Raw genomic sequence first — 26,155 nt, 5'->3', positions numbered from 1 at the left:
GCCCCGCACTCCGCCAGTCTCGGGCCGACCTTTCGCCTTTCCCAAGATGTGGTCATCAACACCCCAAGCTTGGTCATCGACTTATGGAGCAAGAGGTGTTAACTAGGGGAAGGTGCTAACTTAGGCAAGCCTTAGTAATGTTCGGGAGGCCGTCATGGCAGAGCGTCCGGCACGCAGGGTTCCGAAGCCCCACACCGCGCGGGTTGTCCGCACGGAGCGGCTCACCCCGCATATGCAGCGCGTGGTTCTCGGCGGTGAGGGCCTCGCCGAATTCTCCGCGGGCAGCCGCACCGATCATTACGTCAAGCTGCTGTTCGGGGCGGAGGGCGTGACCTATCCGGAGCCCTTCGACATCGCCCGGATCCGCGAGGAGTTCCCGCGCGAGCAGTGGCCGGTGACGCGTACGTACACCGTCCGCGCCTGGGACCCCGAACTGCGCGAGCTGACGCTCGACTTCGTCATCCACGGCGACGAGGGCCTGGCCGGGCCGTGGGCCACACGGGTCCAGCAGGGCGAGATCGTACGATTCCTGGGTCCCGGCGGGGCGTACGCACCCGATCCCGAGGCCGACTGGCATCTGCTGGCCGGGGACGAGAGCGCGCTGCCCGCGATCGCCGCCTCCCTGGAGGCGATGCCCGACGGCGCCAAGGTGTACGCCTTCGTCGAGGTCGAGGGCCCTGACGAGGAGCAGAAGATCGCCTCCGACGTGGAGGTCGTCTGGCTGCACCGCGGCGACCGCCCGATCGGCGAGGCCCTGGTCGAGGCCGTACGGGCGCTGGAGTTCCCGGAGGGCCGGGTGTGCGCCTTCGTGCACGGCGAGGCGGCCTTCGTGAAGGAGCTGCGCCGCCTGCTGCGCGTAGAGCACCAGATCCCGCGCGAGCACCTGTCGATCTCCGGCTACTGGCGCCTCGGCCACAACGAGGACGGCTGGCAGGCGGCGAAGAAGGACTGGAACGCGCAGGTGGAGGCCGAGCAGGAGACTGCGCCTGCCTCCGGCGGTTGAGCGGTTCGCCTACCGGGTGGGTGGGTTGGGCTCGTAGGAAGTCAGATGGGCCTCTGCGCCCCTGCGTACGCTTGACCAGGTGAGACGTAGGAACCGCATTCCGGCCGCTCCCCTGCCGCAGCGTGAGGGGGTGGATCCGGTGCGGGTGCGATTGCCCGTCGACGGGGCTTGGGGCACCGTTCGGGAGCATCTGGTGGAGCGGCTCGCGGCGGGGGCCGGGGTGATCGACGGGATGCTCGACGCGGGGCTGATCGTCGGGGCGGACGGGCAGCCGGTGGCGGCGGACGCGGCGTATGTGCCGGGAATGTTCGTGTGGTTCCACCGGGAACTGCCCGACGAGGTGCCGGTGCCGTTCGATGTCGATGTGGTGTATCGCGACGAGCACATCGTCGTGGCCGACAAGCCGCACTTCCTGGCCACGACACCGCGCGGCAGTCATGTCGCCGAGACGGCTCTCGCGCGGCTGCGGCGGGAACTCGGCATCGAGTCGCTCACGGCGGCGCACCGGCTGGACCGGCTCACGGCCGGGTTGGTGCTGTTCACGGTGCGGCCCGAGGAACGGGGCGCGTATCAGTCGCTGTTCCGCGACCGGCTCGTACACAAGGAGTACGAGGCGGTGGCCCCGTACCGGGAATCCTTGGCGCTGTCCCGGACCGTGCGCAGCCGGATCGAGAAGGAGCGCGGGGTGCTGGCCGCCCGCGAGATCCCCGGCGAACCGAACGCGGTGACCCTGGTCGAGCTGCTCGAGCACCGGGGCGGACGCGCGCGCTACCGACTGCTGCCCCGCACCGGGCAGACCCACCAGCTGCGGGTGCACATGAACGCGCTGGGTGTGCCGATCCTCGGTGACCCGCTCTACCCGGTGGTGACCGGCCCGATGCCGGCCGGTGACTTCCGGCGCCCGCTCCAACTGCTGGCGCGGGTGCTGGAGTTCACCGATCCGGTCACGGGGCACAGCCACTCGTTCGTGAGCGGCCGGACGCTGGGGGCGTGGTCCGCGTACGAGAACTGGGCGGATCAGTGACGATTCTGGTCCGTCAGTAGCCCCTCCACCAGCGGACGAAGCGCTGCCAGGCGCCGAGGCGGCGCTCGGGTCCGGCCTCCGGAGCCACCGGTTCGGGCCGGGGAGCCTCGGGCTGCGGTGCCGGCGTGGGTTCGGGTGCCGGGGCGGGCGTGGTGACCTGCCAGTCCACCCGCGGCTGCCGCTCGGCGGTGCGGGCGCCGGGCAGTTGCGAGTCGTCCTGCGGCGGCTGCGCCATGAACGTCACCGGGAGCTCCACCAGGTGCCGTGAGGAGATGGACGCCGTCCAGCGCAACTCATGCTCTTCGCAGGCGAGTTGGATGTCCGGAAGTCGCATCAGAAGCGCGTCGACGCCGACGTCGGCGATGGCGCGGCCGATGTCCTGGCCGGGGCATTCGTGGGGGCCGCCGCCGAAGGCGAGGTGCGAGCGGTTGCCCTGCATGTTCGCCGTGAGGTCCGGGCGGACGCGTGGGTCGACGTTGCCGGGCGCCATTCCGAGCAGCAGCCCGTCGCCCTTGCGGATGTGCTGACCGCCCAACTCGGTGTCCTGCTTGGCGAAGTAGCCCAGGACGGCGCTGAACGGCGGCTCGTCCCACAGGGACTGCTCGACCGCCTCGGGCACCGTCATCTGGCCGCCGTTGAGCTGGGCGCGGAAACGCGGGTCGGTGAGCACCATGCGCAGCACGTTGGCGATGAGGTTGGCGGTGGCCTCGTAGGCGGCGCACAGCACGAGGCGCAGGTGCTGGGCCACCTCGTCGTCGGTGAGCCCTGCCGGGTGCCTGATGAGGTGGCTGGTGAAGTCCTCCTGGGGCTGGGCACGACGGCGCAGCGTGAGCCGGTTCAGGACGCTCATGAGGTACTCGTTGCTGGCGATCGCCGTCTCGGTGCCCTTGATCATGTCGCGGGCGGCGTGCACGATGCGGTCGTTGTACTCCTCGGGCATACCGAGGATCTCGCACAGCACGGCCATCGGAAGGTGCTCGGCGAACTGGCTCACCAGGTCGGCGCTCCCCTCCTCGCAGAAGCGGTTGACCAGGAGCTGCGTCGCGCGGTTGATGTAGCGGCGGATGCCGCGGTGGTCGATGGTCGACATGGCGCCCACCACCGCCCCGCGCAGCCGCAGATGCTCGTCGCCCTCGGCCATGGCGCAGATGGGCTGCCAGGCGAAGAGGGGCATGAGCGGGTGGTCCGGGCCCGCCGAGCCGTCCCGGACGGCGTTCCAGATGCGGCTGTCGCGGGTGTACTGCGAGGGGGTGCGGACCATATGCAGGTTCTCGGTGTGGCCGAGCACCACCCAGATCGGCACGTCCTGGTGGAGCAGCGCGGGGGCGACGTTGCCGTGTTCGGCGCGGAGTTTCTCGTACAGGGCTCCCATGTCCTCCGCCTCGGGGCCGTACAGGCGGCGCAGTCCGCCGGGGCCCGTGCCGTGGGCGGGGCAGCCCGGCGGCGGGCCGGGCGTGGGGTCGTACTGACCGGGGTCGTCCATACCGGTCCGGTAGGGGGATTCAGACGTCACGGTGGTGCTCCGAAACTGGGGTGTGTGAGGTGGTCAGGCGGGCGCGGAGGCCATGGCGATCGAGTGGAGGAAGCGCATCAGGGTCATCAGCACGTCACGGCTGGACGCCCTGCGGCGCGCATCGCACTTCACGATGGGGATCTCCTCGGGAAGGTCGAGCGCGGCGCGCAGGTCCTCCATGGGGTAACGGGGCGCGTCCGGGAAGTCGTTGACGGCGACGACGAACGGCACACCGCGTTCCTCCAGGCGGCCGATGACGTCGAAGCTGACTTCCAGGCGCCGGGTGTCGATCAGAACGACCGCCCCGAGGGCGCCCTCGAACAGCCCGTTCCACAGAAACCAGAAGCGTTCCTGACCGGGGGTGCCGAACAGATACAGCACCAGCTGTTCGGTGATGCTGATGCGGCCGAAGTCCATGGCCACGGTGGTGGCCGTCTTGGTGTCCGAGCCGTAGTTGTCGTCGACTCCGACGCCGGCCTGCGTCATGGTCTCCTCCGTGGTCAGCGGCCTGATCTCGCTGACGGAGCCCACCATGGTCGTCTTGCCGACGCCGAAGCCACCCACGATCACGATCTTCACGGCGGCCTGCGCCGTATGCGGAAGATGGTCCTCGGCGCGAGGGCCCGCGACCGTGTCAGAGCTTTTGAAGTCCATGCATCACCGCTTCGAGGAGGGAACGGTCGGGCAGCTCCGAGCGGACGATCGGGGCGCGCGCGTGTACCAGTTCGGCCGTCAGCAGCTCGGTCAGCAGTACGGTCACCACGCTGAACGGCAGATTGAGATAGGCCGAGAGCTCGGCCACGGACAGGGGGGTCCGGCAGAGCCGGAGCAGGGCCGCCTGTTCCGGCTGGGCGGTGGGCGGCGGCACATCGTCGTTCGCCACGATCAGGGTCACCAGGTCCAGCGCGGCCCGGTCGCCGTCCTCGACCTGGCCGGTGAGGATGTACAGCCGCCCTGGCTGGTTCCCCTCGCCCTGCGCCTCGACCGGCGCCGGTGCCGCCGCCGCATCAGGGATCTTCGGGGGACTGTGCTCCGGCGGTTCCTTGGGGAAGCGCCGCCGTCGTTGCGGAGGAGTCATACGGCCGTCCCGTTCCGCCGGGGCGGACTCGTCAGGTGGGCACCGATCCGTACGACGAGGTCGCGCATGCGGTTGCTCATGAGCCCGGCGTCGACGGTCTCGTCGGCGAGGACGGCGAGATAGGCGCCGGGGCCCGCGGCCATCATGTAGAAGTAGCCGCCGTGGATCTCGATGATCACCATCCGCATCCGGCCGTCGGTGTCGGGGATCTCGGTGGCGACGGCCGCGGCCAGACTCTGCAGTCCGGCGCAGGCCGCGGCGACGCGGTCGGCGGCGTCGGGATCACCGCCGTACCGGGCGATGCGCAGGCCGTCGGCGGAGAGCACCACGACCTGCCGGGTCCCGGGCACCCCGTCGGACAGCTCCTTGAGCATCCAGTCGAAGTTGGCTCGCTGCTGGATCACTTGAGGTCCCCCTCGTCTTCGGCCTCGGCAGGGGCCGGAGTGTTCGTCTCGCCTGGTGTCTTGTCCTGGCCGTCCTTGGCGTCCTGGTCAGTGGGATCGCCCTTGAGTCCGGCCATGAACGCCTCGACCCACAGGCCGGGTTCGGGTTCGTCCTTCTTCGGCTCGGGCTGCGTCTGGGTGGAGGAGCGAGTCCAGTCGATGACCGGGCGGCCTTCCTTGCGCGCGGCCTCCGCCTCCGCCTCGGCCGCCCGCGCCTCGGCGACCCGCTGGCTGAACGGGATCTTGACCCGGCTGCGACGCTGCGGCAGACCGTTCGCCGTCCACTCGGTCACCTCGGGGACGTCGTCCTCCATCGCGGCCACCGAGTCGGGGATACGGGGGCCGGTGGTGGGACGGCGCTTCTTGGGCTTGCGCTCGGGTCCCTCGACGCCGCCGAAGTCCACCTTGGGTACGGAGGAGGCGCCGATGCCGTGGGCGAGGCCGGGGGCGAACTCCTCGGTGAGCATGTCGCGGGGCACGACGATCACGGCGCGGACACCGCCGTACGCGGACTGCCGCAGCGAGACCTGCATCTTGTACATCTGCGTCAGCCGGCCCACGACGGCCATGCCGAGCCGCGGGCTGTCACCGAGGTCGTTGAGGTCGATGCCGATCTGGGCCTTCTCGAGCATGCCCTCGGCCCGGCGGCGCGCTTCCTCGCTGAGGCTGACGCCGGCGTCCTCGATCTCGATGGCGACGCCGGTCTGCACCTCGACGGCGGTGACGTGCACCTTGGTCTGCGGCGGCGAGTAGCGCGTGGCGTTGTCGAGGAGTTCGGCGGCGGCGTGGATGACCGGCTCGACCGACGGGCCGGTGACGTTGACCTTGGCGATGGAGTGCAGCTCGATGCGGCGGTACTCCAGGATCCGGGACATGGCACCGCGCAGCACGCTGTACAGCGGTACGGGCTTGGGCCATACGCGGCCCGGGCGGGAGCCGCCGAGCACGGCGATGGAGTCGGCGAGGCGGCCGATCAGCGCGGTGCCGTGGTCGATGCGCAGCAGGTCGTCGAAGACCTCGGGGTTGCGCCCGTGGTCCTCCTCCATCTCGCGCAGTTCCTTGTTCTGCTGGTGGACGATCGCCTGGACGCGCCGGGCGATATTGACGAAGGCGCGCTGCGAGGAGTCCCGCATCGCTTCCTCGTGGTCCACGATGCGCAGCAAGGCGCGCAGCAACTCGCGCTGGGATTCGGGGAGTTCCCGGACGCGCGGATCCTCCTCGGCGGTTTTACGAATCGCCACTTCGGGGGAATCTCCACAGCGCAGCCGGTACAGCGCGGCGGGAAGCAGCTCCTTGCCGAGGTGGAAGATCTCGTCGTCCTGGGCGGCGATGCGCTGTTCCAAGTAGGCCGTTCGGCGCGCGAGTTCGGCGCGGACCGCTCGTACGACCCGGCCGCGGCGGACCGCTTCGGCGACCGTCGCGATCACCAGGAGTGTCGCGATGCCTCCGCACCAGCCGACGGCGACCCGGGCCGGTTCCGTGACGACGGCGACGGCGGCTCCGGATGCCGCGGCCATCAGTATGGCCGGGAGCAACAGCACTCGGGCGTAAGGAAGTTCACGGCCAACGGGAGGCGATTGAACACTCACCATGTATGCCCTCTAAGACAAATCGGCTGGGGATCGGGGGGAGTTCTCTGGATCTTCAGAACATTGGGGAACAAGCGCACGAATACACCGCAACTCGGTGCGCCGCGGGCGAGCTTAGTCCGACCGGATCATCGCCAAGTCATATTCGGCAAGCACCTGAAATCGCCCGCGCGAGAGGAGTACGCTCGGCCCCATTTATACGCTCCGCCGCTATTCGAACACGATGCGTAACGGTGTACGGGCACACGAAAACCCCTCATCAGAAGGGGTGAAGCCCAGCTCGCGGAGGCAGATTCCGCCCGTCAACTACTCACGCCGGGCGCCCAGTTGGAAACGTACGATCCGGGCGCCCCGAAGCCCGCCGTCCTCGGCGGGATGATCGCCGTCGCTCACCCCACCGACGAGTAGGCGACGACCCCCCGCAGCAGCCCGTCCACAGCCTTCCGCGCGTTCTTCGCCACGGTGGATCCCTTGGTGCCGGACACGGGCGCCGCCGCCGATATCTGGCCGAGTACGTCGATGACCTGCTTGCACCAGCGCACAAAGTCACCGGCGGGCATCTCGGCCTCGCGGAGCACCTCGTCGAGCCCCTTGCCCGAGGCCCATTCGTACGCCGCCCAGGCGAAGCCCAGGTCCGGCTCGCGCTGACCGACGCCCTCGGTCTGGCTGATCCGGAACTCCTCCTCCAGGGCGTCCAGGCGACCCCAGATGCGGACCATCTCACCGAGCGCGGCCTTGGCCTTGCCGGACGGCAGCTTCGGTGCCAACGCGTCGTCGCCGACCCTGGCCTCGTACACCAACGCCGATACGCATGCGGCCAGTTCGGCCGGGGCGAGGCCCTCCCAGACACCGGCGCGCAGGCATTCGCTGGCGAGCAGGTCCAGCTCTCCGTAGAGCCTGGCGAGCCGCTTTCCGTGCTCGGTGACCTCGTCGCCGCGCAGATAGTCGAGCTCGGTCAGGAGGGCGACGATGCGGTCGAAGGTACGGGCGATGGTGTTCGTCCGACCCTCGATGCGCCGCTCCAGCTGCGAGGTGTCGCGCAGCAGCCGGTGGTAGCGCTCAGCCCAACGGGCATGGTCCTCACGGTCGTTGCACCCATGGCAGGGGTGTGCTTTCAGCGCGGTGCGCAGCCGGGCGATCTCCCGGTCGTCCACGGCCTCGGAGCGCCGCTTGCGATGCCGGTCGGGAACGATGTGCCCGGCCTTCGTGCGCAGGGCGGAGGCGAGATCGCGGCGCGACTGCGGCGAGCGCGGGTTGAACGACTTCGGGATGCGCATCCGCTCCAGCGCCTCGACGGGCACCGGGAAGTCGATCGAGGCGAGGCGCTTGACCTGCCGCTCGGCGGTCAGGACGAGGGGCCGCGGGCCGTCGTGGTGCTCGAAGCCGCGGTGGCCGTTGGACCGCCCGGCGGGCAGGCCGGGGTCCAGCACCAGAGCGAGCCCCGCGAACTTGCCGGTCGGCACGTGGATCACATCGCCGGGCTTGAGCTTCTCCAGCGCCACGGCCGCTTCCGCTCGCCGCTGCGCCGCGCCCTGCTTGGCCAGCTCCGTCTCGCGGTCCTTGAGTTCGCGACGCAGTCGCGCGTACTCCTCGAAGTCGCCCAAGTGGCAGGTCATAGAGGCCTTGTAGCCCTCAAGCCCCTCTTCGTTGCGCTGCACCTGGCGGGAAATCCCGACGACCGACTTGTCTGCCTGGAACTGTGCGAACGACGTCTCAAGGAGTTCGCGCGAGCGGTGCCGGCCGAACTGCTCTACGAGGTTCACCGCCATGTTGTACGACGGCTTGAAGCTGGAGCGCAGCGGATACGTGCGGGTGCCCGCGAGGCCAGCGAGGTGCTCCGGGCTCATGCCGCGCTGCCACAGCACGACGGCGTGGCCCTCGACATCGATGCCACGGCGGCCCGCGCGGCCGGTCAGCTGGGTGTACTCGCCGGGGGTGATGTCGGCGTGCTGCTCGCCGTTCCACTTGACGAGCTTCTCCAACACCACGGAACGGGCGGGCATGTTGATGCCGAGGGCGAGAGTCTCGGTGGCGAACACGGCCTTGACCAGGCCGCGTACGAACAGCTCCTCGACGACCTCCTTGAACGTCGGCAGCATGCCCGCGTGGTGGGCCGCGATGCCGCGCTCCAGGCCTTCCAGCCACTCGTAGTAGCCCAGGACGTGCAGGTCCTCGGCCGGTATCGAGGACGTACGTCCCTCGACGAGGGCGCGGACCTTGTGGCGCGCCTCGTCGTCGTTCAGCCTCAGGCCCGCGTACAGGCACTGCTGGACGGCGGCTTCGCAGGCGGCTCGGCTGAAGATGAACGTGATGGCGGGCAGCAGCCCCTCGGAGTCGAGCCGTTCGATGACTTCGGGGCGGCCCGGTGTCCATACGCGCGATCTCTGCCGCCGCTCGCGCTCGCGGTCGGCCTCGCGCATATTGCGGCCCCGTCTGCGGTCCTGGTACGAGGGCCGGGTCGCCTCCATGCGGGCCAGGCGTGTGAGGTCGGGGTTGACGGCCTTCTTGTAGCCCTCGCCCTCCTCGAAGAGGTCGTAGATGCGGCGTCCGGCGAGCACGTGCTGGAACAGCGGGACGGGCCGGTGCTCGGAGACGATCACTTCGGTGTGGCCGCGGACGGTGTCGAGCCAGTCGCCGAACTCCTCGGCGTTCGACACCGTCGCCGAGAGCGACACCAGCGTCACCGACTCGGGGAGGTGGATGATCACTTCCTCCCAGACGGCGCCGCGGAAGCGGTCGGAGAGGTAGTGCACCTCGTCCATGACGACATAGCCGAGGCCGAGGAGGGTCTGTGAGCCCGCGTAGAGCATGTTGCGCAGCACCTCGGTGGTCATCACGACCACCGGGGCGTCGGCGTTGACGCTGTTGTCGCCGGTGAGCAGGCCGACCTTCTCGGCGCCGTAACGCCGCGCCAGATCGGTGTACTTCTGGTTCGACAGCGCCTTGATGGGCGTCGTGTAGAAGCACTTCTTGCCCTGCTGAAGGGCGAGATGGACGGCGAACTCGCCCACGATCGTCTTGCCCGAACCGGTGGGCGCGGCAACCAGCACACCCTTGCCCGCCTCGAGTGCCTGGCAGGCCTCGATCTGGAAGGGGTCGAGGCCGAAGTCGTACATCTCGCGGAAGGACGCGAGCGCGGTGGCCTGCTCAACAGCGCGCCGCCGCGCTGCCTCGTACCGCTCGGCCGGTGAGAGATCCTCTGTCATCGTGCTTTCGAGCGTACCGTCAGCCACTGACAACAGGACGATCAATATCCGGATCCGGCCCCGCGCACGGGGAATCCACCCAGTTCAGGGGCGCGAGGCCGGTCCTGGTGTGTGTCTGTCAGGTCACGTCGTCGTAGCCGTTGACCCGGTCGGGCTCGCGCTGGCGGTCGGTGTCCGTCTGGGCCTGCGCCGGCAGTGCGCGGGTGGTCGAGACGGATTCGATCTCGCCGACGTCCTCAGGGGTGAGATCGAGTTCGGAGGCCTCGTCGTCGTCGGGACCGAGCGCCTCCTTGCGGGCGCGTCGCTTGTCGTTGAGCAGCGAGAAGCCCACCGCCACGAAGTACAGCACGACGATCGGTCCGGAGAGGGCGATCATGCCCACCGGGTCGGTCGTAGGCGTGGCGACGGCGCCGAAGACGAAGACCCCCATGACCACACCACGCCACCATCCCGCCATGCGCCGCCCGGAGACGACGCCCACCAGGTTGAGCATGATGAGCAGCAGAGGCAGCTCGAACGCGAGCCCGAAGATCAGCACCATACGGATGGTGAAGTCGAGCACGTCGTCGAGGGTAAGGATGTTGGCCGCGCCCCCCGGGGTGAGGAGCAACAGCACCCTCACGCTGATCGGCAGGATGACGTACGCGAGGTAGGCGCCGCCGACGAACAACGGGACCGCCGCCGCGACGAAGGCGTACGTATACCTTTTCTCGTGCTTGTGCAGGCCGGGGGCGACGAACGCCCACAGCTGGTACAGCCAGATCGGACTCGACACGATCAGGCCGACCATCAGGCTCACCTTGATCGTCGTGGTGAACGGCGACGTGAGGCTGTTGAACGAGACGACCGCGCAGTTTCCCCCGTCGCTGTCGGCGAAGTCGTCGCACGCAGGTACGGGGTCAGCGAGGAACTGCATCAACTGTTCGCTGTAAAAAGCAGCACCGATCATCACCAAGACGATCGCGATAACTGCCTTCGTGAGCCGGTTGCGGAGCTCGCGAAGGTGTTCCACGAGGGGCATCCGCCCCTCGGGATCCTTCTCTTCCTTCTTGCGGGCAGACTTCAGCAACCCACGTTCCCATCTCGAGCAGTGGGCCGGAGGTCACCGGCCCTGCATCAGCGCTTGGTCGTGTCCGTCGGCTCGGTGACCGGGCGGGAGCTGGTCACATCACCGGGAGCGGCCTGGATGGTGCGCTGAGCCGGGGCTTCCTCGTTCGGCGGGGCGGAAGCGGCGGTGGTGTTGTCCTGGCCCTCCGTCTTCATCGCCTTGGCCTCGCTCTTGAGGATGCGGGCGGACTTGCCCAGCGAGCGAGCCATGTCCGGAAGCTTCTTCGCGCCGAACAACAGGATGATGACGACGAGGATGAGAATGATCTCGGTGGGGCCGAGCCTACCCATAGCTTTTACCTTCTTCACCGAGGCGACAGGAAGTCCTTATGTCCGGCTGGTCGGACATCATCCGACCATCGGCTGTGGACGATCGTAACCCGCAGGAGTAAACGTCAGGCAATGCCTGTGCATACTCCACGTTCGGCCAGCGCCTCGTCTCTGGGCCGCGCTCTCGAGCGTACCTGCCTTGGGCGAGAAGTCGACAAGACGAAGAGGTCCGAAGTCTCAAAGGGCCCGCAACTCACAGGGTCTGCGGTCCGAACTCACAGCCCGTCAACAGAGCGGGCCACGCCCGCCGACGCCCGCTCCAGATCCTCCGCCGCGCGACCGATCCGCTGCGCCGAGTCGCTGACCTGCCTGCCCAGGCGCTCGGCCTCCAGGAACACCCGCACGGCGAGCACGCTCAGTACGGCGATTCCCAGGAAACCCACAGCGATCGCGAGCATCGGCCAGAACATGCGCCGAGCCTAGACGGTGGAGTGCAGCCGCAGGGTCCGCACTCCCCCGCCGGTGAGGAGTTCCACGATCCGCTCACCGGCCGGCTTGCGGACCGCCGCCTCGCACTCCGGGCAGGTGAAGGAGTAGAAGGTCGTCTTCGGTGTGGCGCCGATCGCCAAGCGCAGCGCGTTGGCGGAGAGTTCGAAGTGGGCGCGGCAGTCGGGGCAGGCGGCCTTGAACACCACGGGATCCACTCTCGTCATGCCCGAGAACGCGGACGTCACAGACATTCCTTGCGTACCAGACATCGCCGACCTGCTCACAGCCCTTGCTCCTGCCTGCCGTACAGCCCGTCCTGAACTCCGTGCGGCGTCTCGGGGACGCCCTCCCCCGCACTCGCCTCGTCGTACGCCGCGAGCGCCTCGCGTGCCGCCTGCCGGGCGCTGTCCGCGAGCTCCCGCGGCGAGACGATCCGGCCGTCCCGCCCGAGCCGCAGCGCGAGGCGGCGCAGCGTGGCGGGATCGGCGGCACGCAGGGTGATACGGAGCCCGCCGTCGGGGAGTTCATCGGCGCTGTCGTGCGGGTAGTACTCGGCGACCCAGCGCCCGCCCGGGCCGACCTCGACGACCACCTCGGGGTCCTCGGCGGCGGGCTGCACCAGCCCCTCGGAGAGGTCCCGCAGTTCGATCTCGGGCGGTGCGGACGGCTCGTCCAGGATGCGGATCTCAGCGACCCGGTCGAGCCGGAAGGTGCGCCGCGCCTCGGAGCGGCGGCACCACGCCTCCACGTACGTGTGGCCGACGCTGACCAGGCGGATCGGGTCGATCTCGCGCTCGGTGAGCTCATCACGGCCGGGCGAGTAGTAGCGGATCCACAGCCGGCGCCGCTCGGAGATCGCCCGGTCGACGTCCGCGAAGACCCCGCCCTCCGACTCGAACGTCACCGAAAGCCGGGCACTGGCGCCCGCCGTCTCGCCGGCCGCGGCCTCCACTTTGGCGGTGGCCCGCAGCAGTGCCTGCCGGTCGCTCTCCCGCAGTCCGGGCAGCGTCGCCACGGCCCGGGCGGCCACCAGCAGCGCGGTCGCCTCGTCGGCGGCGATCCGCAGCGGCTCGGCCGCCTCCGCGCCAAGAGCGCCGGGGTTGCGCCACCAGATCCGGTCGCCGTCGGTGTCGATGTCCAGCAGATCGCCGCCGCGGAAGCTGGTCCCGCACAGCGGCAGCACATCGAGGTCGGAGATCAGCTCGTCCTCGGTGATCCCGAAGGCCCGCGCGACATCACTGACGCGCGCACCGGGACGCTCCCGCAGATACGTCACCAGGGACAGCATCCGCCGCGTCTGGTCGATGGCACTCACGGGCCTGACCGGTTTTCCCGCCACTTCTCCTACGCCCCCTCAGCCCTTGGCCACGGCGCGCAGCCGGTCCACGACATCGGCCCGCAGCTCGGCCGGCTCCAGGACGACCACATCGGGCCCGAACTCGACGAGCCAGGCGTCCAGGCCATGCCCGTACGGAATCTCCAACTCGTCCCAGCCGTCGCCCAGTTCCCGTACGGAGACGGCCTTCGCGCGCAGCGGATAGCCCGCCCCGCTGCGCAGCCGTATCAGCGCGGAGCGGTCGGCGGTCTCTCCGGCCCAGCTCGCGACGGTCTCCCGCACGGTGACGACATCGGGCACCTCGGCCGTGAACTTCCCGCTGCGGGTACGGACCTTGCCGGTGATCCGCGACAGCCGGAAGACGCGCTCGGCGCCCCGGTCGCGGTCCCAGCCGGCCAGGTACCAGTGGCCGCGCCAGCACTCCAGCGCCCAGGGCTCGACGATGCGGGGCTCGGGGTGGGCGGCGGTGGCCTTGCGGTAGTCGAAGGCGACGGGGCGGCGGTCGCGGCAGGCGAGCATCAGCGGTTCGAAGGCCGCCTCGTGCACGGGGATGTGCGGCTCCAGGGCGCCATGGGCCTCGTACGGGTCGACGTCCTCGGGCAGTCCCGCCGCGCGCAGCTTCTGCAGGGCGCCGCTGGCCGCGCCCGCGAGGCGGGCCTGCTGCCAGACCTTGGCGACCAGGCCAAGGGCGGCGGCCTCCTCGGCGTCGAGGGTGATGGGCGGCAGGCGGTTGCTGTCCCGGCGGGCGAGATAGCCGACCTCGCCGTCCAGGCTCTCCACCGTCTCGATGACCAGGCCGAGCTCGCGCAGATCGTCCTTGTCGCGCTCGAACATCCGGTTGAAGGAGTCCTCCGAGCCGACCGCGCCGTTGCCCGGCCTGAAGGCCTCCACATAAGCCTCGATGGAATCGCGCAACTCGCGCTTGCTGAGCGGCCGCCGCGTCCCGAGCAGACACAGCGCCAGGTTCATCAGCCGCTCGGCCTTGGCAATGGCCATCGACGCCCTTCCCTATGGTGCTTCCGATCGATGACCGTACCGCTCCGGAGTGTCGTGGCAAAAGCCGAGGGCCCATGCCTGACAGGCATGGGCCCCAGGTGATCGGGTCCGGTCGGTCCACGATCACACGGCGTACGAAGACCGGGCCGCGAGACCCTCGCGGACGGACTCCGCGAAGATCCACCGCGAAGACCGGACCGCAAGGACCGTACCGCGAGGACGAGACCGCGAAGATCAGGTTGCGAGGCTCAGACCGCGACCAGGTCGCAGACGAAGATCAGCGTCTCGCCCGGGGCGATACGGCCGCCACCGGCACCGCGATCGCCGTACGCGAGGTGGGAGGGGATCGTCAGCTGACGGCGCCCGCCGACCTTCATGCCCTGCACGCCCTGGTCCCAGCCGGAGATGACCTGGCCGACGCCGAGCTGGAACTCCAGCGGCGTACCGCGGTTCCAGGAGGCGTCGAACTCCTCACCGCTGGAGTACGCCACGCCCACGTAGTGGACCTTGACGAAGTCGCCGGCCTTCGCGACCGGTCCCTCGCCCTCCCAGATGTCCTTGATCTCGAGGTCCGCGGGGGGCGGGCCTTCGGGGAAGTCGATCTCCGGCTTCTCGATGCTCACGTTTCGGCTCCTGCTGTGTGCGAAAGGCAACTGGGGACAACCCCGACAGTCTTACATCCCCGCACGCCTCACATCTTCGCGAGGATGTCGACCGAGAAGACCAGCACCGAGTCCTTCTTGATGGTGCTCCCCTGCGGCGGCTTGTCGCCGTACCCGAGCTTCGGCGGGACGACGACCAGTACGCGGCTGCCGACCTTCTTGCCCGTCAGGCCCTGCGCCCAGCCCTTGACGACCTGCTGCAGGGAGAACGAGGTGAGCTCCTGCCTGCTGTACGAGGAGTCGAACTCCTTGCCGTCGGCCCAGAGCACCCCCTTGTACTGCACGAGGACGCTGTCGCTTGCCGCGAGCTCCTCGCCGTCGCCCTCCAGGATGTAGTTCGCGACGAGCTTCGTCGGCGCGTCCTTCTTCGGCACCTCGATGGAGGGGGCCTTGCCGTCGGTGTTGGTGCCGACCTTCGGCAGATCGATGTTGGACTGCGCGACCTCGGAGCCCTTGGCAGAGCTCTTCGCGTTGAAGGTGTCCTTGACGTCGAGGACACAGACCAGCGTGTCGGTGCCCTTGACGCCCGCCTGGGCGTTGCCCTGCGCACCGAAGCCCCAGGCCGGCGGCACGGCCATCAGAACGCGGCTACCGGTCTTCTTGCCCATCAGGGCGTAGCGCCAGCCGTCCATGACCTGGCCCTGGGCCAGCCGGACGACGATGGGCGCCTTGCGGTCGAAGGAGTTGTCGAAGACCTTCGCCGTGGTCCAGACCTGGGCCAGGTAGTTCAACTGCACGAAGTCGCCCTCGGCCAGCGTCTTGCCGTTGCCCGCCACGACCGTCTTGACCGCGAGGTCCTTCGACGGATCACCGCTGCCCTTGGCGACGGTCGGCTTCTCGTCGAGCTTCGCACCGGCGGTGATGGCCGGCAGCGGCCCGTCGACGAGCTTCGGCGGTGGTGGCGCACTGGCCGAAGGGGACGCCGAGGGGGACGCACTTTTACTGGCCTTGTCCTTGTCGGCCGTGTCGTCGCCACCGCAGCCGGCAAGCGTGAGCAGTCCGGCGGGAGCGGCAATGAGGAGTGAGCGTCGGCGCACGGTGGGGGCCTCGTATCGGTCGATCTTGCGGTGGGCGTGCGCGCAACTCTACGACTTGAGCAGGGCGCCGTACGAAGAACGTACGGCGCCCTGTGTTGCGTTCCGCAAAAGCGACTGGAAGTGACCGGCCTGGACGGCTCACATTCCGGCGATGAGCTTCTCCACCCGATCGTCGACGGAACGGAACGGGTCCTTGCACAACACCGTGCGCTGCGCCTGGTCGTTCAGCTTGAGGTGGACCCAGTCGACGGTGAAGTCCCGCCGCTGCTCCTGCGCCCGCCGGATGAAGTCGCCGCGCAGCCGCGCCCGGGTGGTCTGCGGCGGCACCGACTTGCCCTCGAAGATCCTCAGGTCATTGCAGATCCTGGCGGCCTGCCCCTTCTTCTCCAGCAGGTAGTACAGCCCCCGCCGACGGTGGATGTCGTGATAGGCGAGGTCTATCTGCGCGACCCGCGGATGCGACATCGTCATGTTGTGCTTGGCGCGGTACCGCTCGATGAGCTTGTACTTCATCACCCAGTCGATCTCGGTACCGATCCGGTCGAGGTCCTCGGACTCGATCGAGTCCAGCGTGCGGCCCCACAGCTCCAGGACCTGCTCGACGGTGCCGGTGCGGATGCCGCGCCGCTCGCAGAAGTCCACGGCCTTCTCGTAGTACTCGCGCTGCACTTCCAGAGCGGAGGCCTCGCGGCCGCTGGCCAGGCGCACCTTGCGGCGGCCCGTGATGTCATGGCTGACCTCGCGGATCGCCCGGATCGGGTTCTCCAGGGTCAGATCGCGCATCACCGTGCCCGCCTCGATCATGCGCAGTACGAGATCGGTGGCGCCGACCTTCAGCAGCATGGTCGTCTCGGACATGTTCGAGTCGCCCACGATGACATGCAGGCGACGGTAGCGCTCGGCGTCCGCGTGGGGTTCGTCACGCGTGTTGATGATCGGCCGGGAACGCGTCGTCGCCGAGGAGACGCCCTCCCAGATGTGCTCGGCCCGCTGGCTGACGCAGTACACCGCGCCACGCGGGGTCTGCAGCACCTTGCCGGCACCGCAGAGAAGCTGCCTGGTGACGAGGAACGGGATGAGGATGTCCGCGAGCCGGGAGAACTCCCCGTGGCGGGCCACCAGATAGTTCTCGTGGCAGCCGTAGGAGTTGCCCGCCGAGTCGGTGTTGTTCTTGAAGAGGTAGACGTCGCCCGCGATTCCTTCCTCGTGCAGGCGTCGTTCGGCGTCTACCAGGAGTCCTTCCAGAATGCGCTCGCCGGCCTTGTCGTGGGTGACCAGTTCTGTCACGTTGTCACATTCCGGTGTGGCGTATTCCGGATGTGACCCCACGTCGAGATACAGGCGGGCGCCGTTTCGCAGAAAGACATTGCTGCTGCGGCCCCATGACACGACACGGCGGAAGAGGTACCGCGCCACCTCGTCGGGAGACAGGCGGCGCTGTCCCCTGAACGTACACGTGACGCCGTACTCGTTCTCCAGCCCGAAAATGCGGCGGTCCATGACTGAACATTACGCCTGATGCCCTGTGCTGAAACGAGGTTCGGCTGCACCGTTTCGATCATTTTCCGATGCGACTTCAACCACCGTGACGCTGCCCGCAGCTGCGAGGACCCGCCCCGTGGCCAGCAGAACAGCCAGCGCCACGGCCCCCGCGGCACCCGGCAGTGCGAAACCCCACACCGCCCCGCCCCACTCGACGACCGGCCCCGCGACACCCGTCCCGACCGACATCCCCACCGTGAACGTCGTCACAAGCCAGGAGAACGCCTCGGTGACGGTGCCCCTCGGCGCATGCCGGTCCACCAGGACGAACGAGCAGGCGATGCTCGGCGCGAGAAACAACCCGGAGAGCCCGATCAGCGCCGCCATGGCGACCGGACCCGGTGTCAGCAGCAGAGGCAGGTAGAACACCGCCAGAAGCGCCACAAGCACCTGCAGCCGCCGCCCCGGCGCACCGCTCCACTGCCGCGCCCCGTACACAGTGCCCCCGACAAGCGCGCCGAGCCCGATGGCCGCCATCAGCCAGCCGTACGTCACATCCCCGCCGTTGTCATCCGCGTACGACATCGCCGCGACGTTGATCGACCCCAGCGCGATCCCCACGAAGAGCAACGCGCCGAGCAGAGCCAGCAGCCCGGCCGACCGCAAGGCGCCGAGCCAGTGCGCCTCACGCGGCGCCGAACGCCACGCGCGCGCAGGCCGCGACACCACCACGGAGAGCGCCCCCAGCACCCCTATGACATTCAGCACAAGCAGCGCGGCCTGCGCCGACCACAGCGACACACACAGCGTGACCAGCAACGGCCCCACGGTGAACATCACTTCCTGCGCCACGGCATCCATCGCGTACGCCGTGTGCACCTGGTCCTCCCGACGCAGGACCGAGGGCCACAGCGCCCGCAGGCCGCCCTCCAGAGGCGGCGTGAAGAAGCCTGCGACGACCATCAGGACGTACGCGAGCGCCAGCGCCTCGATGCCCGTGAAGGCGAACACCGCCATACCCAGGGCGGAGACGAGCGCGGCGGGCAGCTGCACACGGGGCTGCCCGTAGAGGTCCACAAGACGCCCGAGCACCGGCTGCCCCACGGCATTCGACACCCCGTACGCCGCGGCCAGCGCACCGGCGAGGCTGTAGCTGCCGCCCTCGTCGCGGACGAACAGCAGGACGGCGATCGGGGCCACCGCGTTCGGCAGCCGCCCCACAAGGGTACCGGCCAGCAGCCGGGCGGCATGCCTCGTTCTGAGGATCTCCAGGTAGCGCGCGGCCATGTCACGCCCTTCTCGTAGCCGGTAGCAGCTGACGTTGTACGTATAACCTCGTCCGTCATACGTATCATGTGGCCAGTTCACGAGTCCAGCAGAAAGAGCAGGTCGACGGTGGCACGAGGAAGCACGCGCCCCACGAGCCGCGACGTCGCCCGGACCGCCGGAGTCTCCCAGGCCGCCGTCTCCCTCGTACTCGGCGACAAATGGCGCGGCCGAGTCTCCGAGGCAACAGCCGCCCGCGTACGCCAGGCAGCACAGGACCTCGGCTACCGGCCCAACCTCGCCGCCCGCAACCTACGACTCGGCCAGGCACGCACAGCCCTCCTGGTCGTACCCGCACTCACCAACGAGTTCTTCGCCGCCGTCTACGAAGGAGCCGCCCGCATCGCCGCGAAACACGGCTTCGGCGTCGTCCTCTACCCCTCACCCGAAGGCATCGGCCCAGCACCCGACCCCTTCGCCTCCGCACGAGCCGCCCTGGACGGCGTCATCGCCTCCTCCATGGCCTCCGAAGCCCTCACCGAAATCCTCGGCGACGACCTCCCCCTCGTCATGCTCGACAGCGACCCCGCCGGCAGCCTCGGCGCCGCCACCGTCAACCTCGACATCACCGACGGCATGCGCCAAATCGCCGACCACCTGCTGACACTCGGCCACCGCCGCTTCCTGCACCTGGCCGCCGACATCGACTCCTGGACCTTCCACGTACGCGCCCGCGAACTCGCCGCCCGCGTGACACAGGCAGCCGACACCGAAGTACGCACGGCAAAGGCCCCCATCACCATCGAAGGCGCACTCACCGCCGCCGAAAACGCCCTGAACGGCCCCGGCCCCCGACCCACCGCCATCGTCTGCGACGACGACAAACTCGCCGTCGGCGCCTACAAAGCCGCCCGCCGCCTCGGCCTGCGCATCCCCGACGACCTCTCCGTGACCGGCTTCGACGACCTGGCCCTCGCCACGGCGATCGAACCCGAACTCACCACCGTCCAGCTCGACGCCGAACTCTTCGGCGAACGCGGCATGACGGCGCTCCTCGCAGTCCTGGAAGGCGAAACACCACCGGAAGGCAACATCCCCGTCGAACTCGTCGTACGAGGCTCCACAGCGCCCCCACGCCCATCCTGAACGCCGAAGCGCCCCGGCCCCGCTACAAGGCGGGGCCGGGGCGCTTCACGTGATGACTGGCGGGCTTACTTCTCCTCAGACGCGTCCGACCCATCGGCATCGTCAGAACCAGCGGACTCGGCGGCCGCAGCCCCGCCCGAACTGCCCTCCTCCAGCAGACGGACCAGCTGACGGCCCACAATGCGCTTGAACTTGCGCTTCTGCGGACGCGTCCGGTCCAGAACCGCCACCTCCAGCCGCTCCGCCGGAATCTCCCGCTCGCTGCCATTGGTGTCACGCGACAGCGCCTGAACAGCCAGCTTCAACGCCTCGGCCAACGTCATACCGTCCCGGTGACGCTGATCGAGATAACTACTGATCTGCTCGGCATTGCCACCCACCGCGACCGAGCCGTGCTCGTCCACGATCGACCCATCGTGCGGCAGCCGATAGAGCTGGTCGCCCTCGGGCGTCACCCCGACCTCCGCGACCACCAACTCCACCTCATACGGCTTCTCCGCCGCACTGGAGAAGATCGTGCCGAGCGTCTGCGCATACACATTGGCAAGACCGCGCGCCGTCACATCGTCACGGTCGTAGGTATAACCCCGCAGGTCGGCGTAACGGACACCACCGATGCGGAGATTCTCGTACTCGTTGTACTTGCCGGCGGCCGCGAAGCCGATCCGGTCATAGATCTCGCTGAACTTGTGCAGCGCACGGGACGGGTTCTCGCCGACGAAGACAATGCCGTCGGCAAACTGCAGCACAACCAGACTGCGACCACGAGCGATACCCTTACGGGCATACTCCGCCCGGTCGGCCATCTGCTGCTGGGGTGAGACATAGAACGGCGTCGACACCGGCTATCCGTCCCTTTCTGTGGAAGTCACTGGATCACCTGAAAAGAGGGGCCAAGGCCTTTCACAGGCCGCAGCAGTCAGAGCAACGCGGCACGCGGGCCGTCAGGCTGCTCCAGGCGCCGCTCCAGGATCAAGCGGGCGATCTCGGAGGACTCCTCGTCGGTCAGACGGCGGAACCCGTCCTCAGTGATCACGGTGACCAGCGGATAAATCCGGCGAGCGACATCAGGGCCACCGGTCGCCGAGTCGTCGTCGGCCGCGTCATACAAGGCCTGCACAACGAGCGTCGTCGCCTGCTCCTCGCTCAGATCCTCGCTGTACAGCTTCTTCATGGCACCGCGCGCGAAGATCGAACCCGAACCCGTAGCCGCGAACCCGTGCTCCTCGGAACGGCCACCCGTCACGTCGTACGAGAAGATCCGCCCCTTCCCGCGGTCCACGTCAAACCCCGCGAAGATCGGCACCACAGCCAGACCCTGCATGGCCATGCCGAGATTCGACCGGATCATCGTCGACAGCCGGTTCGCCTTGCCCTCGAGCGACAGCTGCGCGCCCTCGACCTTCTCGAAGTGCTCCAGCTCCAACTGGAAGAGCTTCACCATCTCGACGGCAAGACCGGCCGTACCGGCGATACCCACCGCCGAGTACTCATCAGCCGGGAACACCTTCTCGATGTCCCGCTGCGCGATGACGTTACCCATGGTGGCCCGCCGGTCACCGGCGAGCACGACGCCGCCGGGGAAGGTCGTGGCCACGATGGTGGTGCCGTGCGGCGCCTCGATCACGCCCTGAGTGGGGGGCAGCTGCCGGTTGCCAGGCAGGATGTCCGGCTGGTGATCGGACAAGAAGTCCATGAAGGACGACGACCCAGGCGTCAGGAAGGCAGCCGGTAGACGCCCGGTGCTACGAGTGTTGGCTTCCACGCGTTTCCTTCCACGTATGTCGCAGCCCGCCTTATCACGTCGGGCCGATCCTTGAACTGCCCCAGTGCGGCATTGCAGCTGAAGCACAGTACGCCTCGGACCCTACCCGTCTCGTGGCAGTGATCAACATGCTCGGCAGGAGCAGCGAGACATATACAGCAGATCCCGTGCTGTTCCGCGATCATGGCGTCCAACTCCGCTGGCGTTAGGCCGTACTTACGCTGGAAATAGCTGATGCGATTCCGTTCCGCACGACACGGACGGCAGTAGCTCGCCCAGCCATCCGAAGAAGCCTTGTTCCGCTCCCACTGTGTGTGGGGCTTGGCTTCGCCACAGTCCGGACAACGCTTGTGCCCTCGCGGGAACGGCACCCTAACGCGCACCGTCTTCCCCTTGGCTTCCTGGCGCTGCCGGTAGTACTCAGCAGAGCACTCCCGGCAGTACGCCTGGAGGCCATCGGGCATGGACTTGTTCTTCGCGAAGGCGGCCCGCGGCTTCGACTCCATACACCGCGAGCAGCGCCTCGCCCCCGTTTCCTCGATCACTACGCTCGACCCACACTCACCTTCGATTCGAAGGAAAATCTGCCCCGCGGACCCCTCACTGGCCGCCTTTTTGCACGAATGACCTCACGAAATCCTCTGCGTTCTCCTCGAGTACGTCATCGATTTCGTCCAGGACGGAGTCCACGTCGTCGCTCAGCTTCTCCTGGCGTTCCTTGAGGTCCTCTGAAGCCTGCGCGTCCTGCGTAGTCTCTTCGACCTCTTCGGTGGACCGCGTTGCCTTCTGCTGTCCGCCGCCGGTGTCCTTGGTCGCCATAACCCTCACCCCGCTCGGTTCGACGTTCTTGATCAGACCCTACAAGCAGGGTCCGACATCGGCCCCGCAGTTGCTACAACGTCCGGGCACCACCTTCATGATTCCCTGGCGCCGCTGTTTTCCACCCTGCCTGTGACCTGCTGCTGGTAGGGCCGGCCCGGTTGTTTCAGCCGCCGGAGAGGACCTTGACCAGGTCTTCTGCTGTTCGGCAGCGGTCGAGGAGTTCCTTGACGTGATTACGCGTTCCGCGAAGTGGTTCGAGGGTTGGTACGCGTTGGAGGGAGTCGCGGCCGGGGAGGTCGAAGATCACGGAGTCCCAGGAGGCGGCTGCGACGTCGTCGGCGTACTGCTCGAGGCAGCGTCCGCGGAAGTAGGCGCGGGTGTCCTCGGGCGGCTTGGTGCGGGCGCGTTCGACGTCTGTGTCGTCGAGGAGGCGCTTCATCTTGCCGCGGGCCGCCAGTCGGTTGTAGAGGCCCTTTTCGGGGCGTACGTCGGCGTACTGGAGGTCGACGAGGTGGAGTCGTGCGGCGTCCCATTCGAGGTTGTCGCGGCGTCGGTAGCCCTCCATGAGTTCGCGTTTGGCGACCCAGTCGAGTTCGCCGGCGAGGCTCATGGGGTCGCTTTCGAGGCGGCCTAGGACGTCTTCCCATCGGGTGAGTACGTCCTTGGTCTGTTCGTCGGCGTCGGCGCCGTACCGTTCCTCGACGTATTTGCGTGCGAGTTCGTAGTACTCCATCTGGAGTTGGACTGCGGTGAGTGTGCGGCCACTGCGGAGGGTGACGAGGCGTTGCAGTGAGGGGTCGTGTGAGACCTGGTGGAGGGTGCGTACGGGCTGGTCGACGGCGAGGTCGACGGCGATGAAGCCGTCCTCGATCATGGAGAGGACCAGGGCCGTGGTGCCCAGTTTCAGGTACGTGGAGATCTCGGAGAGGTTCGCGTCTCCGATGATCACGTGCAGGCGCCGGTACTTCTCGGCGTCGGCGTGCGGTTCGTCACGCGTGTTGATGATGGGGCGCTTGAGAGTCGTCTCGAGGCCTACTTCGACTTCGAAGTAGTCGGCGCGTTGGCTGAGCTGGAAGCCGTGTTCGTGGCCGTCCTGGCCGATGCCTACGCGGCCTGCGCCGGTGATGACCTGGCGTGAGACGAAGAAGGGTGTGAGGTGGCGCACGATGTCTGAGAAGGGGGTTTCCCGCTTCATCAGGTAGTTCTCGTGGGTGCCGTAGGAGGCGCCTTTGTTGTCGGTGTTGTTTTTGTAGAGGTGGATGGGTTGGGCGCCGGGGAGCTGGGCGGCGCGTTCGGCGGCTTCGGCCATGATGCGTTCGCCGGCTTTGTCCCAGAGGACGGCGTCCCGGGGGTTGGTGACTTCTGGTGCGCTGTACTCGGGGTGTGCGTGGTCTACGTACAGCCGTGCTCCGTTGGTGAGGATGACATTGGCGAGGCCGATGTCTTCGTCGGTGAGCTGGCTGGCGTCGGCGGCCTCGCGGGCGAGGTCGAAGCCTCGGGCGTCCCGCAGCGGATTCTCCTCCTCGAAGTCCCACCGGGCGCGGCGGGCCCGGTGCATCGCCGCCGCGTAGGCGTTGACGATCTGGGACGAGGTGAGCATGGCATTGGCGTTGGGGTGGCCGGGGACGGAGATTCCGTACTCCGTCTCGATGCCCATTACTCGCCGTACGGTCATGCGGCCCTCCTTGCCCGGCGGCGCCCTCGGTCGGGGGCGCAGCTCAAGTACCGCTGGTTCTCCGGTGCGTGTGCGGTGCCCGTCCCCGCACTGCGCGACTCGGCGGTATGGAAGAGCCTAGAACGCCTTTGCGCTGGTGGGGAGATCATTTGCGTCATTGCTCCGCTCCGGTGATGCCCTGGAAAACAGTCGACTGCGGGTACCCGTTGAGGGCACCCGCAGCCGCCCTGTCTTTTACAGGTACTGACCGGTGTTCGCCACCGTGTCGATGGAGCGTCCGGTGTCTGCGCCCTGCTTTCCGGTGATGAGGGTGCGGATGTAGACGATCCGTTCGCCCTTCTTGCCGGAGATGCGGGCCCAGTCGTCGGGGTTGGTGGTGTTGGGCAGGTCTTCGTTCTCCTTGAACTCGTCTACGCAGGCCTGGAGCAGGTGGGAGACCCTGAGGCCCTTCTGGTTGTGTTCGAGGAAGTCCTTGATGGCCATCTTCTTGGCGCGGCCGACGATGTTTTCGATCATGGCGCCGGAGTTGAAGTCCTTGAAGTAGAGGACTTCCTTGTCGCCGTTGGCGTAGGTGACCTCGAGGAAGCGGTTTTCCTCGGATTCGGCGTACATCTGCTCGACCGCGGTCTGGATCATGCCTTGGACCGTGGCGCCCTTGTCGCCGCCGTGCTCGCCGATGTCCTCGGGGTGGAGGGGGAGGCGTTCGGTGAGGTACTTCTGGAAGATGTCCTTGGCCGCTTCGGCGTCCGGACGTTCGATTTTGATCTTCACGTCGAGGCGGCCGGGGCGCAGGATGGCGGGGTCGATCATGTCCTCGCGGTTGGAGGCGCCGATCACGACCACGTTCTGCAAGCCTTCCACGCCGTCGATCTCGGCGAGCAGCTGCGGGACGATGGTGTTCTCCACGTCCGAGCTGACGCCTGATCCACGGGTACGGAAGAGGGATTCCATCTCGTCGAAGAAGACGATGACGGGTGTGCCCTCGCTGGCCTTCTCACGGGCGCGCTGGAAGACGAGGCGGATCTGCCGCTCGGTCTCTCCGACGTACTTGTTGAGGAGCTCGGGGCCCTTGATGTTGAGGAAGAAGCTCTTGCCCGTGGCCTGTCCGGTCACCTCGGCGACCTTTTTGGCCAGTGAGTTGGCGACGGCCTTGGCGATGAGTGTCTTGCCGCATCCGGGAGGCCCGTACAGCAGGACGCCCTTGGGCGGCCGCAGTTCGTGCTCCTTGAAGAGGTCGGGGTAGAGGTACGGGAGCTCGACTGCGTCGCGGATCATTTCGATCTGGCCGCCCAGACCGCCGATCTGTTCGTAGCCGATGTCGGGGACCTCTTCGAGGACGAGTTCTTCGACCTCGCTCTTGGGTACGACTTCGTAGACGTATCCGGATCGGGGTTCGAGCAGGAGGGCGTCGCCGGGGCGGATGGTGACGTCCAGCAGCGGCTCGGCGAGCCGTACCACCCGTTCCTCGTCGGTGTGCCCGAGTACGAGGGCGCGTTCGCCGTCCTCGAGGATTTCCTTGAGGGTGACGATGTCCCCGACTCGCTCGTACTCCATGGCTTCGACCACGTTGAGCGCTTCGTTGAGCATCACTTCCTGGCCGCGCCTGAGCTCTTCGAGTTCGACGCTGGGGCTGACGTTCACCCGCAGTTTGCGGCCGCCGGTGAAGATGTCGGCCGTGCCGTCCTCGTTCGCCGTGAGGAAGACGCCGAAGCCGGCCGGCGGCTGTGCGAGCCGGTCGACTTCTTCCTTGAGGGCCACGATCTGGTCGCGGGCCTCTCGGAGTGTGTTGGCGAGCCGCTCGTTCTGCGCGGACACGCCGGCCAGGTTGGTCTGCAGCTCGACGATCCGCTCTTCGAGAATTCTCGTGTGTCGCGGAGAGTCGGCGAGCTTGCGTCGCAGGACGGCGATCTCCTGCTCAAGATAGGCAATCTGCCCGGCGGGGTCCTCGGACCCTCGTCCCGGGCGGATGCCGCGGTTCATGTCGTCGTCGTGGGCTGCCACGGTCCTCACCTCCTCCAAGGGGAGCTGGACGCTTCCAGACCCTACCTGGGTGGGTGTCGATTGAAACCCCTAGATCACAAAGACGGTCGGGGTGTGTCCGATCTTCACCCTTGCGCTCTCCCTCACGCCAGGGAAATACCCACTGAACGGGAAGGGAAAGCGGGCGCAGGTAGGGTCTAAGTGTTCAACACCCGTCAGAGCTGGGCCGACTTGCGTTTTATTCCGGTTCGCTCGGCACAGGATCG

The 26,155-nt window shown here is 67.9% G+C and carries 25 protein-coding genes; 3 read left to right on the top strand and 22 right to left on the bottom strand.

All coding sequences use genetic code 11. The features are described from left to right. The first annotated feature begins 154 nt into the window (after window positions 1-154). Both OHT21_RS38005 and OHT21_RS38000 read left to right on the top strand, forming a co-directional pair. Entirely contained in the window at window positions 155-1,003 is an 849-nt protein-coding gene (locus OHT21_RS38005) for a siderophore-interacting protein (RefSeq protein WP_328772798.1), read from the top strand. A gap of 79 nt (window positions 1,004-1,082) precedes the next feature. After that, window positions 1,083-2,027 carry an RluA family pseudouridine synthase gene (locus OHT21_RS38000; RefSeq protein WP_328772797.1) on the top strand — a complete coding sequence of 315 codons (945 nt, stop codon included), beginning with the start codon at window positions 1,083-1,085 and terminating at the stop codon, window positions 2,025-2,027. 13 nt (window positions 2,028-2,040) lie between these two features. On the opposite strand, the gene OHT21_RS37995 is transcribed toward OHT21_RS38000, so the two are convergent. From OHT21_RS37995 to OHT21_RS37920, 16 genes are all read right to left on the bottom strand, one after another. Continuing rightward, the gene (locus OHT21_RS37995) at window positions 2,041-3,510 is read right to left on the bottom strand and encodes a cytochrome P450 (RefSeq protein WP_328774382.1); all 1,470 of its coding nucleotides are present in this window, start codon (window positions 3,508-3,510) and stop codon (window positions 2,041-2,043) included. A gap of 63 nt (window positions 3,511-3,573) precedes the next feature. After that, window positions 3,574-4,194 (bottom strand): GTP-binding protein, encoded by a 621-nt coding sequence (locus tag OHT21_RS37990; protein ID WP_328772796.1) that lies wholly within the window; start codon window positions 4,192-4,194, stop codon window positions 3,574-3,576. After that, a complete protein-coding gene (locus tag OHT21_RS37985) occupies window positions 4,175-4,618 on the bottom strand; it encodes a DUF742 domain-containing protein (RefSeq protein ID WP_328772795.1) in 444 nt (147 codons plus the stop codon). The genes OHT21_RS37990 and OHT21_RS37985 overlap by 20 nt, the downstream gene beginning before the upstream one ends. Continuing rightward, the gene (locus OHT21_RS37980) at window positions 4,615-5,022 is read right to left on the bottom strand and encodes a roadblock/LC7 domain-containing protein (RefSeq protein ID WP_165344540.1); all 408 of its coding nucleotides are present in this window, start codon (window positions 5,020-5,022) and stop codon (window positions 4,615-4,617) included. The genes OHT21_RS37985 and OHT21_RS37980 overlap by 4 nt, the downstream gene beginning before the upstream one ends. Continuing rightward, window positions 5,019-6,653 (bottom strand): sensor histidine kinase, encoded by a 1,635-nt coding sequence (locus OHT21_RS37975; protein WP_328772794.1) that lies wholly within the window; start codon window positions 6,651-6,653, stop codon window positions 5,019-5,021. Before OHT21_RS37975 ends, OHT21_RS37980 begins: the two co-directional genes overlap by 4 nt. A gap of 386 nt (window positions 6,654-7,039) precedes the next feature. Further along, window positions 7,040-9,901: a DEAD/DEAH box helicase gene (locus OHT21_RS37970; protein ID WP_328772793.1), complete on the bottom strand. Its 2,862-nt coding sequence runs from the start codon at window positions 9,899-9,901 to the stop codon at window positions 7,040-7,042. 73 nt (window positions 9,902-9,974) lie between these two features. Continuing rightward, complete coding sequence (gene tatC, locus OHT21_RS37965; protein ID WP_328774381.1) at window positions 9,975-10,877, bottom strand: twin-arginine translocase subunit TatC; 903 nt, start codon at window positions 10,875-10,877, stop codon at window positions 9,975-9,977. 95 nt (window positions 10,878-10,972) lie between these two features. Beyond that, the gene (gene tatA, locus OHT21_RS37960) at window positions 10,973-11,254 is read right to left on the bottom strand and encodes a Sec-independent protein translocase subunit TatA (protein ID WP_328772792.1); all 282 of its coding nucleotides are present in this window, start codon (window positions 11,252-11,254) and stop codon (window positions 10,973-10,975) included. 254 nt (window positions 11,255-11,508) lie between these two features. After that, window positions 11,509-11,703, bottom strand: a complete 195-nt coding sequence (locus OHT21_RS37955) for a hypothetical protein (RefSeq protein WP_328772791.1) — start codon at window positions 11,701-11,703, stop codon at window positions 11,509-11,511. 9 nt (window positions 11,704-11,712) lie between these two features. Then, a complete protein-coding gene (locus OHT21_RS37950; protein ID WP_165344545.1) occupies window positions 11,713-11,991 on the bottom strand; it encodes a hypothetical protein in 279 nt (92 codons plus the stop codon). An 11-nt stretch (window positions 11,992-12,002) separates the two neighbouring features. Then, window positions 12,003-13,061: a helix-turn-helix transcriptional regulator gene (locus OHT21_RS37945; RefSeq protein ID WP_328772790.1), complete on the bottom strand. Its 1,059-nt coding sequence runs from the start codon at window positions 13,059-13,061 to the stop codon at window positions 12,003-12,005. Window positions 13,062-13,076: 15 nt separating this feature from the next. After that, the gene (locus tag OHT21_RS37940) at window positions 13,077-14,054 is read right to left on the bottom strand and encodes a helix-turn-helix transcriptional regulator (protein WP_328772789.1); all 978 of its coding nucleotides are present in this window, start codon (window positions 14,052-14,054) and stop codon (window positions 13,077-13,079) included. Window positions 14,055-14,302: 248 nt separating this feature from the next. After that, window positions 14,303-14,677 carry an FKBP-type peptidyl-prolyl cis-trans isomerase gene (locus OHT21_RS37935; RefSeq protein ID WP_328772788.1) on the bottom strand — a complete coding sequence of 125 codons (375 nt, stop codon included), beginning with the start codon at window positions 14,675-14,677 and terminating at the stop codon, window positions 14,303-14,305. 68 nt (window positions 14,678-14,745) lie between these two features. Further along, complete coding sequence (locus OHT21_RS37930; RefSeq protein ID WP_328772787.1) at window positions 14,746-15,753, bottom strand: FKBP-type peptidyl-prolyl cis-trans isomerase; 1,008 nt, start codon at window positions 15,751-15,753, stop codon at window positions 14,746-14,748. A gap of 138 nt (window positions 15,754-15,891) precedes the next feature. Continuing rightward, entirely contained in the window at window positions 15,892-17,253 is a 1,362-nt protein-coding gene (gene pafA / locus OHT21_RS37925) for a Pup--protein ligase (protein WP_328772786.1), read from the bottom strand. Between the two features lie 9 nt (window positions 17,254-17,262). Next, window positions 17,263-18,522 (bottom strand): MFS transporter, encoded by a 1,260-nt coding sequence (locus tag OHT21_RS37920; protein WP_328772785.1) that lies wholly within the window; start codon window positions 18,520-18,522, stop codon window positions 17,263-17,265. Window positions 18,523-18,630: 108 nt separating this feature from the next. Between OHT21_RS37920 and OHT21_RS37915 the strand changes: the two genes are divergently transcribed. Beyond that, window positions 18,631-19,647, top strand: a complete 1,017-nt coding sequence (locus OHT21_RS37915; RefSeq protein WP_328772784.1) for a LacI family DNA-binding transcriptional regulator — start codon at window positions 18,631-18,633, stop codon at window positions 19,645-19,647. 65 nt (window positions 19,648-19,712) lie between these two features. Here OHT21_RS37915 and prcA read toward each other — a convergent pair whose 3' ends face one another. The 6 genes from prcA to arc all read right to left on the bottom strand — a co-directional run bounded on the left by prcA (window position 19,713) and on the right by arc (window position 25,910). Beyond that, window positions 19,713-20,489 (bottom strand): proteasome subunit alpha, encoded by a 777-nt coding sequence (gene prcA, locus OHT21_RS37910; RefSeq protein WP_328772783.1) that lies wholly within the window; start codon window positions 20,487-20,489, stop codon window positions 19,713-19,715. Between the two features lie 77 nt (window positions 20,490-20,566). After that, window positions 20,567-21,412 (bottom strand): proteasome subunit beta, encoded by an 846-nt coding sequence (prcB, locus tag OHT21_RS37905; protein WP_328772782.1) that lies wholly within the window; start codon window positions 21,410-21,412, stop codon window positions 20,567-20,569. After that, window positions 21,364-21,876 (bottom strand): endonuclease VII domain-containing protein, encoded by a 513-nt coding sequence (locus OHT21_RS37900; RefSeq protein WP_328774380.1) that lies wholly within the window; start codon window positions 21,874-21,876, stop codon window positions 21,364-21,366. Before OHT21_RS37900 ends, prcB begins: the two co-directional genes overlap by 49 nt. 136 nt (window positions 21,877-22,012) lie before the next feature. Continuing rightward, entirely contained in the window at window positions 22,013-22,231 is a 219-nt protein-coding gene (locus OHT21_RS37895) for a ubiquitin-like protein Pup (RefSeq protein ID WP_328772781.1), read from the bottom strand. A 166-nt stretch (window positions 22,232-22,397) separates the two neighbouring features. Next, complete coding sequence (dop, locus tag OHT21_RS37890) at window positions 22,398-23,909, bottom strand: depupylase/deamidase Dop (RefSeq protein WP_443050525.1); 1,512 nt, start codon at window positions 23,907-23,909, stop codon at window positions 22,398-22,400. Between the two features lie 234 nt (window positions 23,910-24,143). Next, complete coding sequence (gene arc / locus OHT21_RS37885; protein WP_328772780.1) at window positions 24,144-25,910, bottom strand: proteasome ATPase; 1,767 nt, start codon at window positions 25,908-25,910, stop codon at window positions 24,144-24,146. Window positions 25,911-26,155 lie beyond the last annotated feature (245 nt).

This window comes from Streptomyces sp. NBC_00286, assembly GCF_036173125.1.
Classification (GTDB): Bacteria; Actinomycetota; Actinomycetes; order Streptomycetales; family Streptomycetaceae; genus Streptomyces.
The sequence above is the reverse complement of the archived record's forward strand: the minus strand, read 5'-3'. Positions and strand labels throughout refer to the sequence as shown.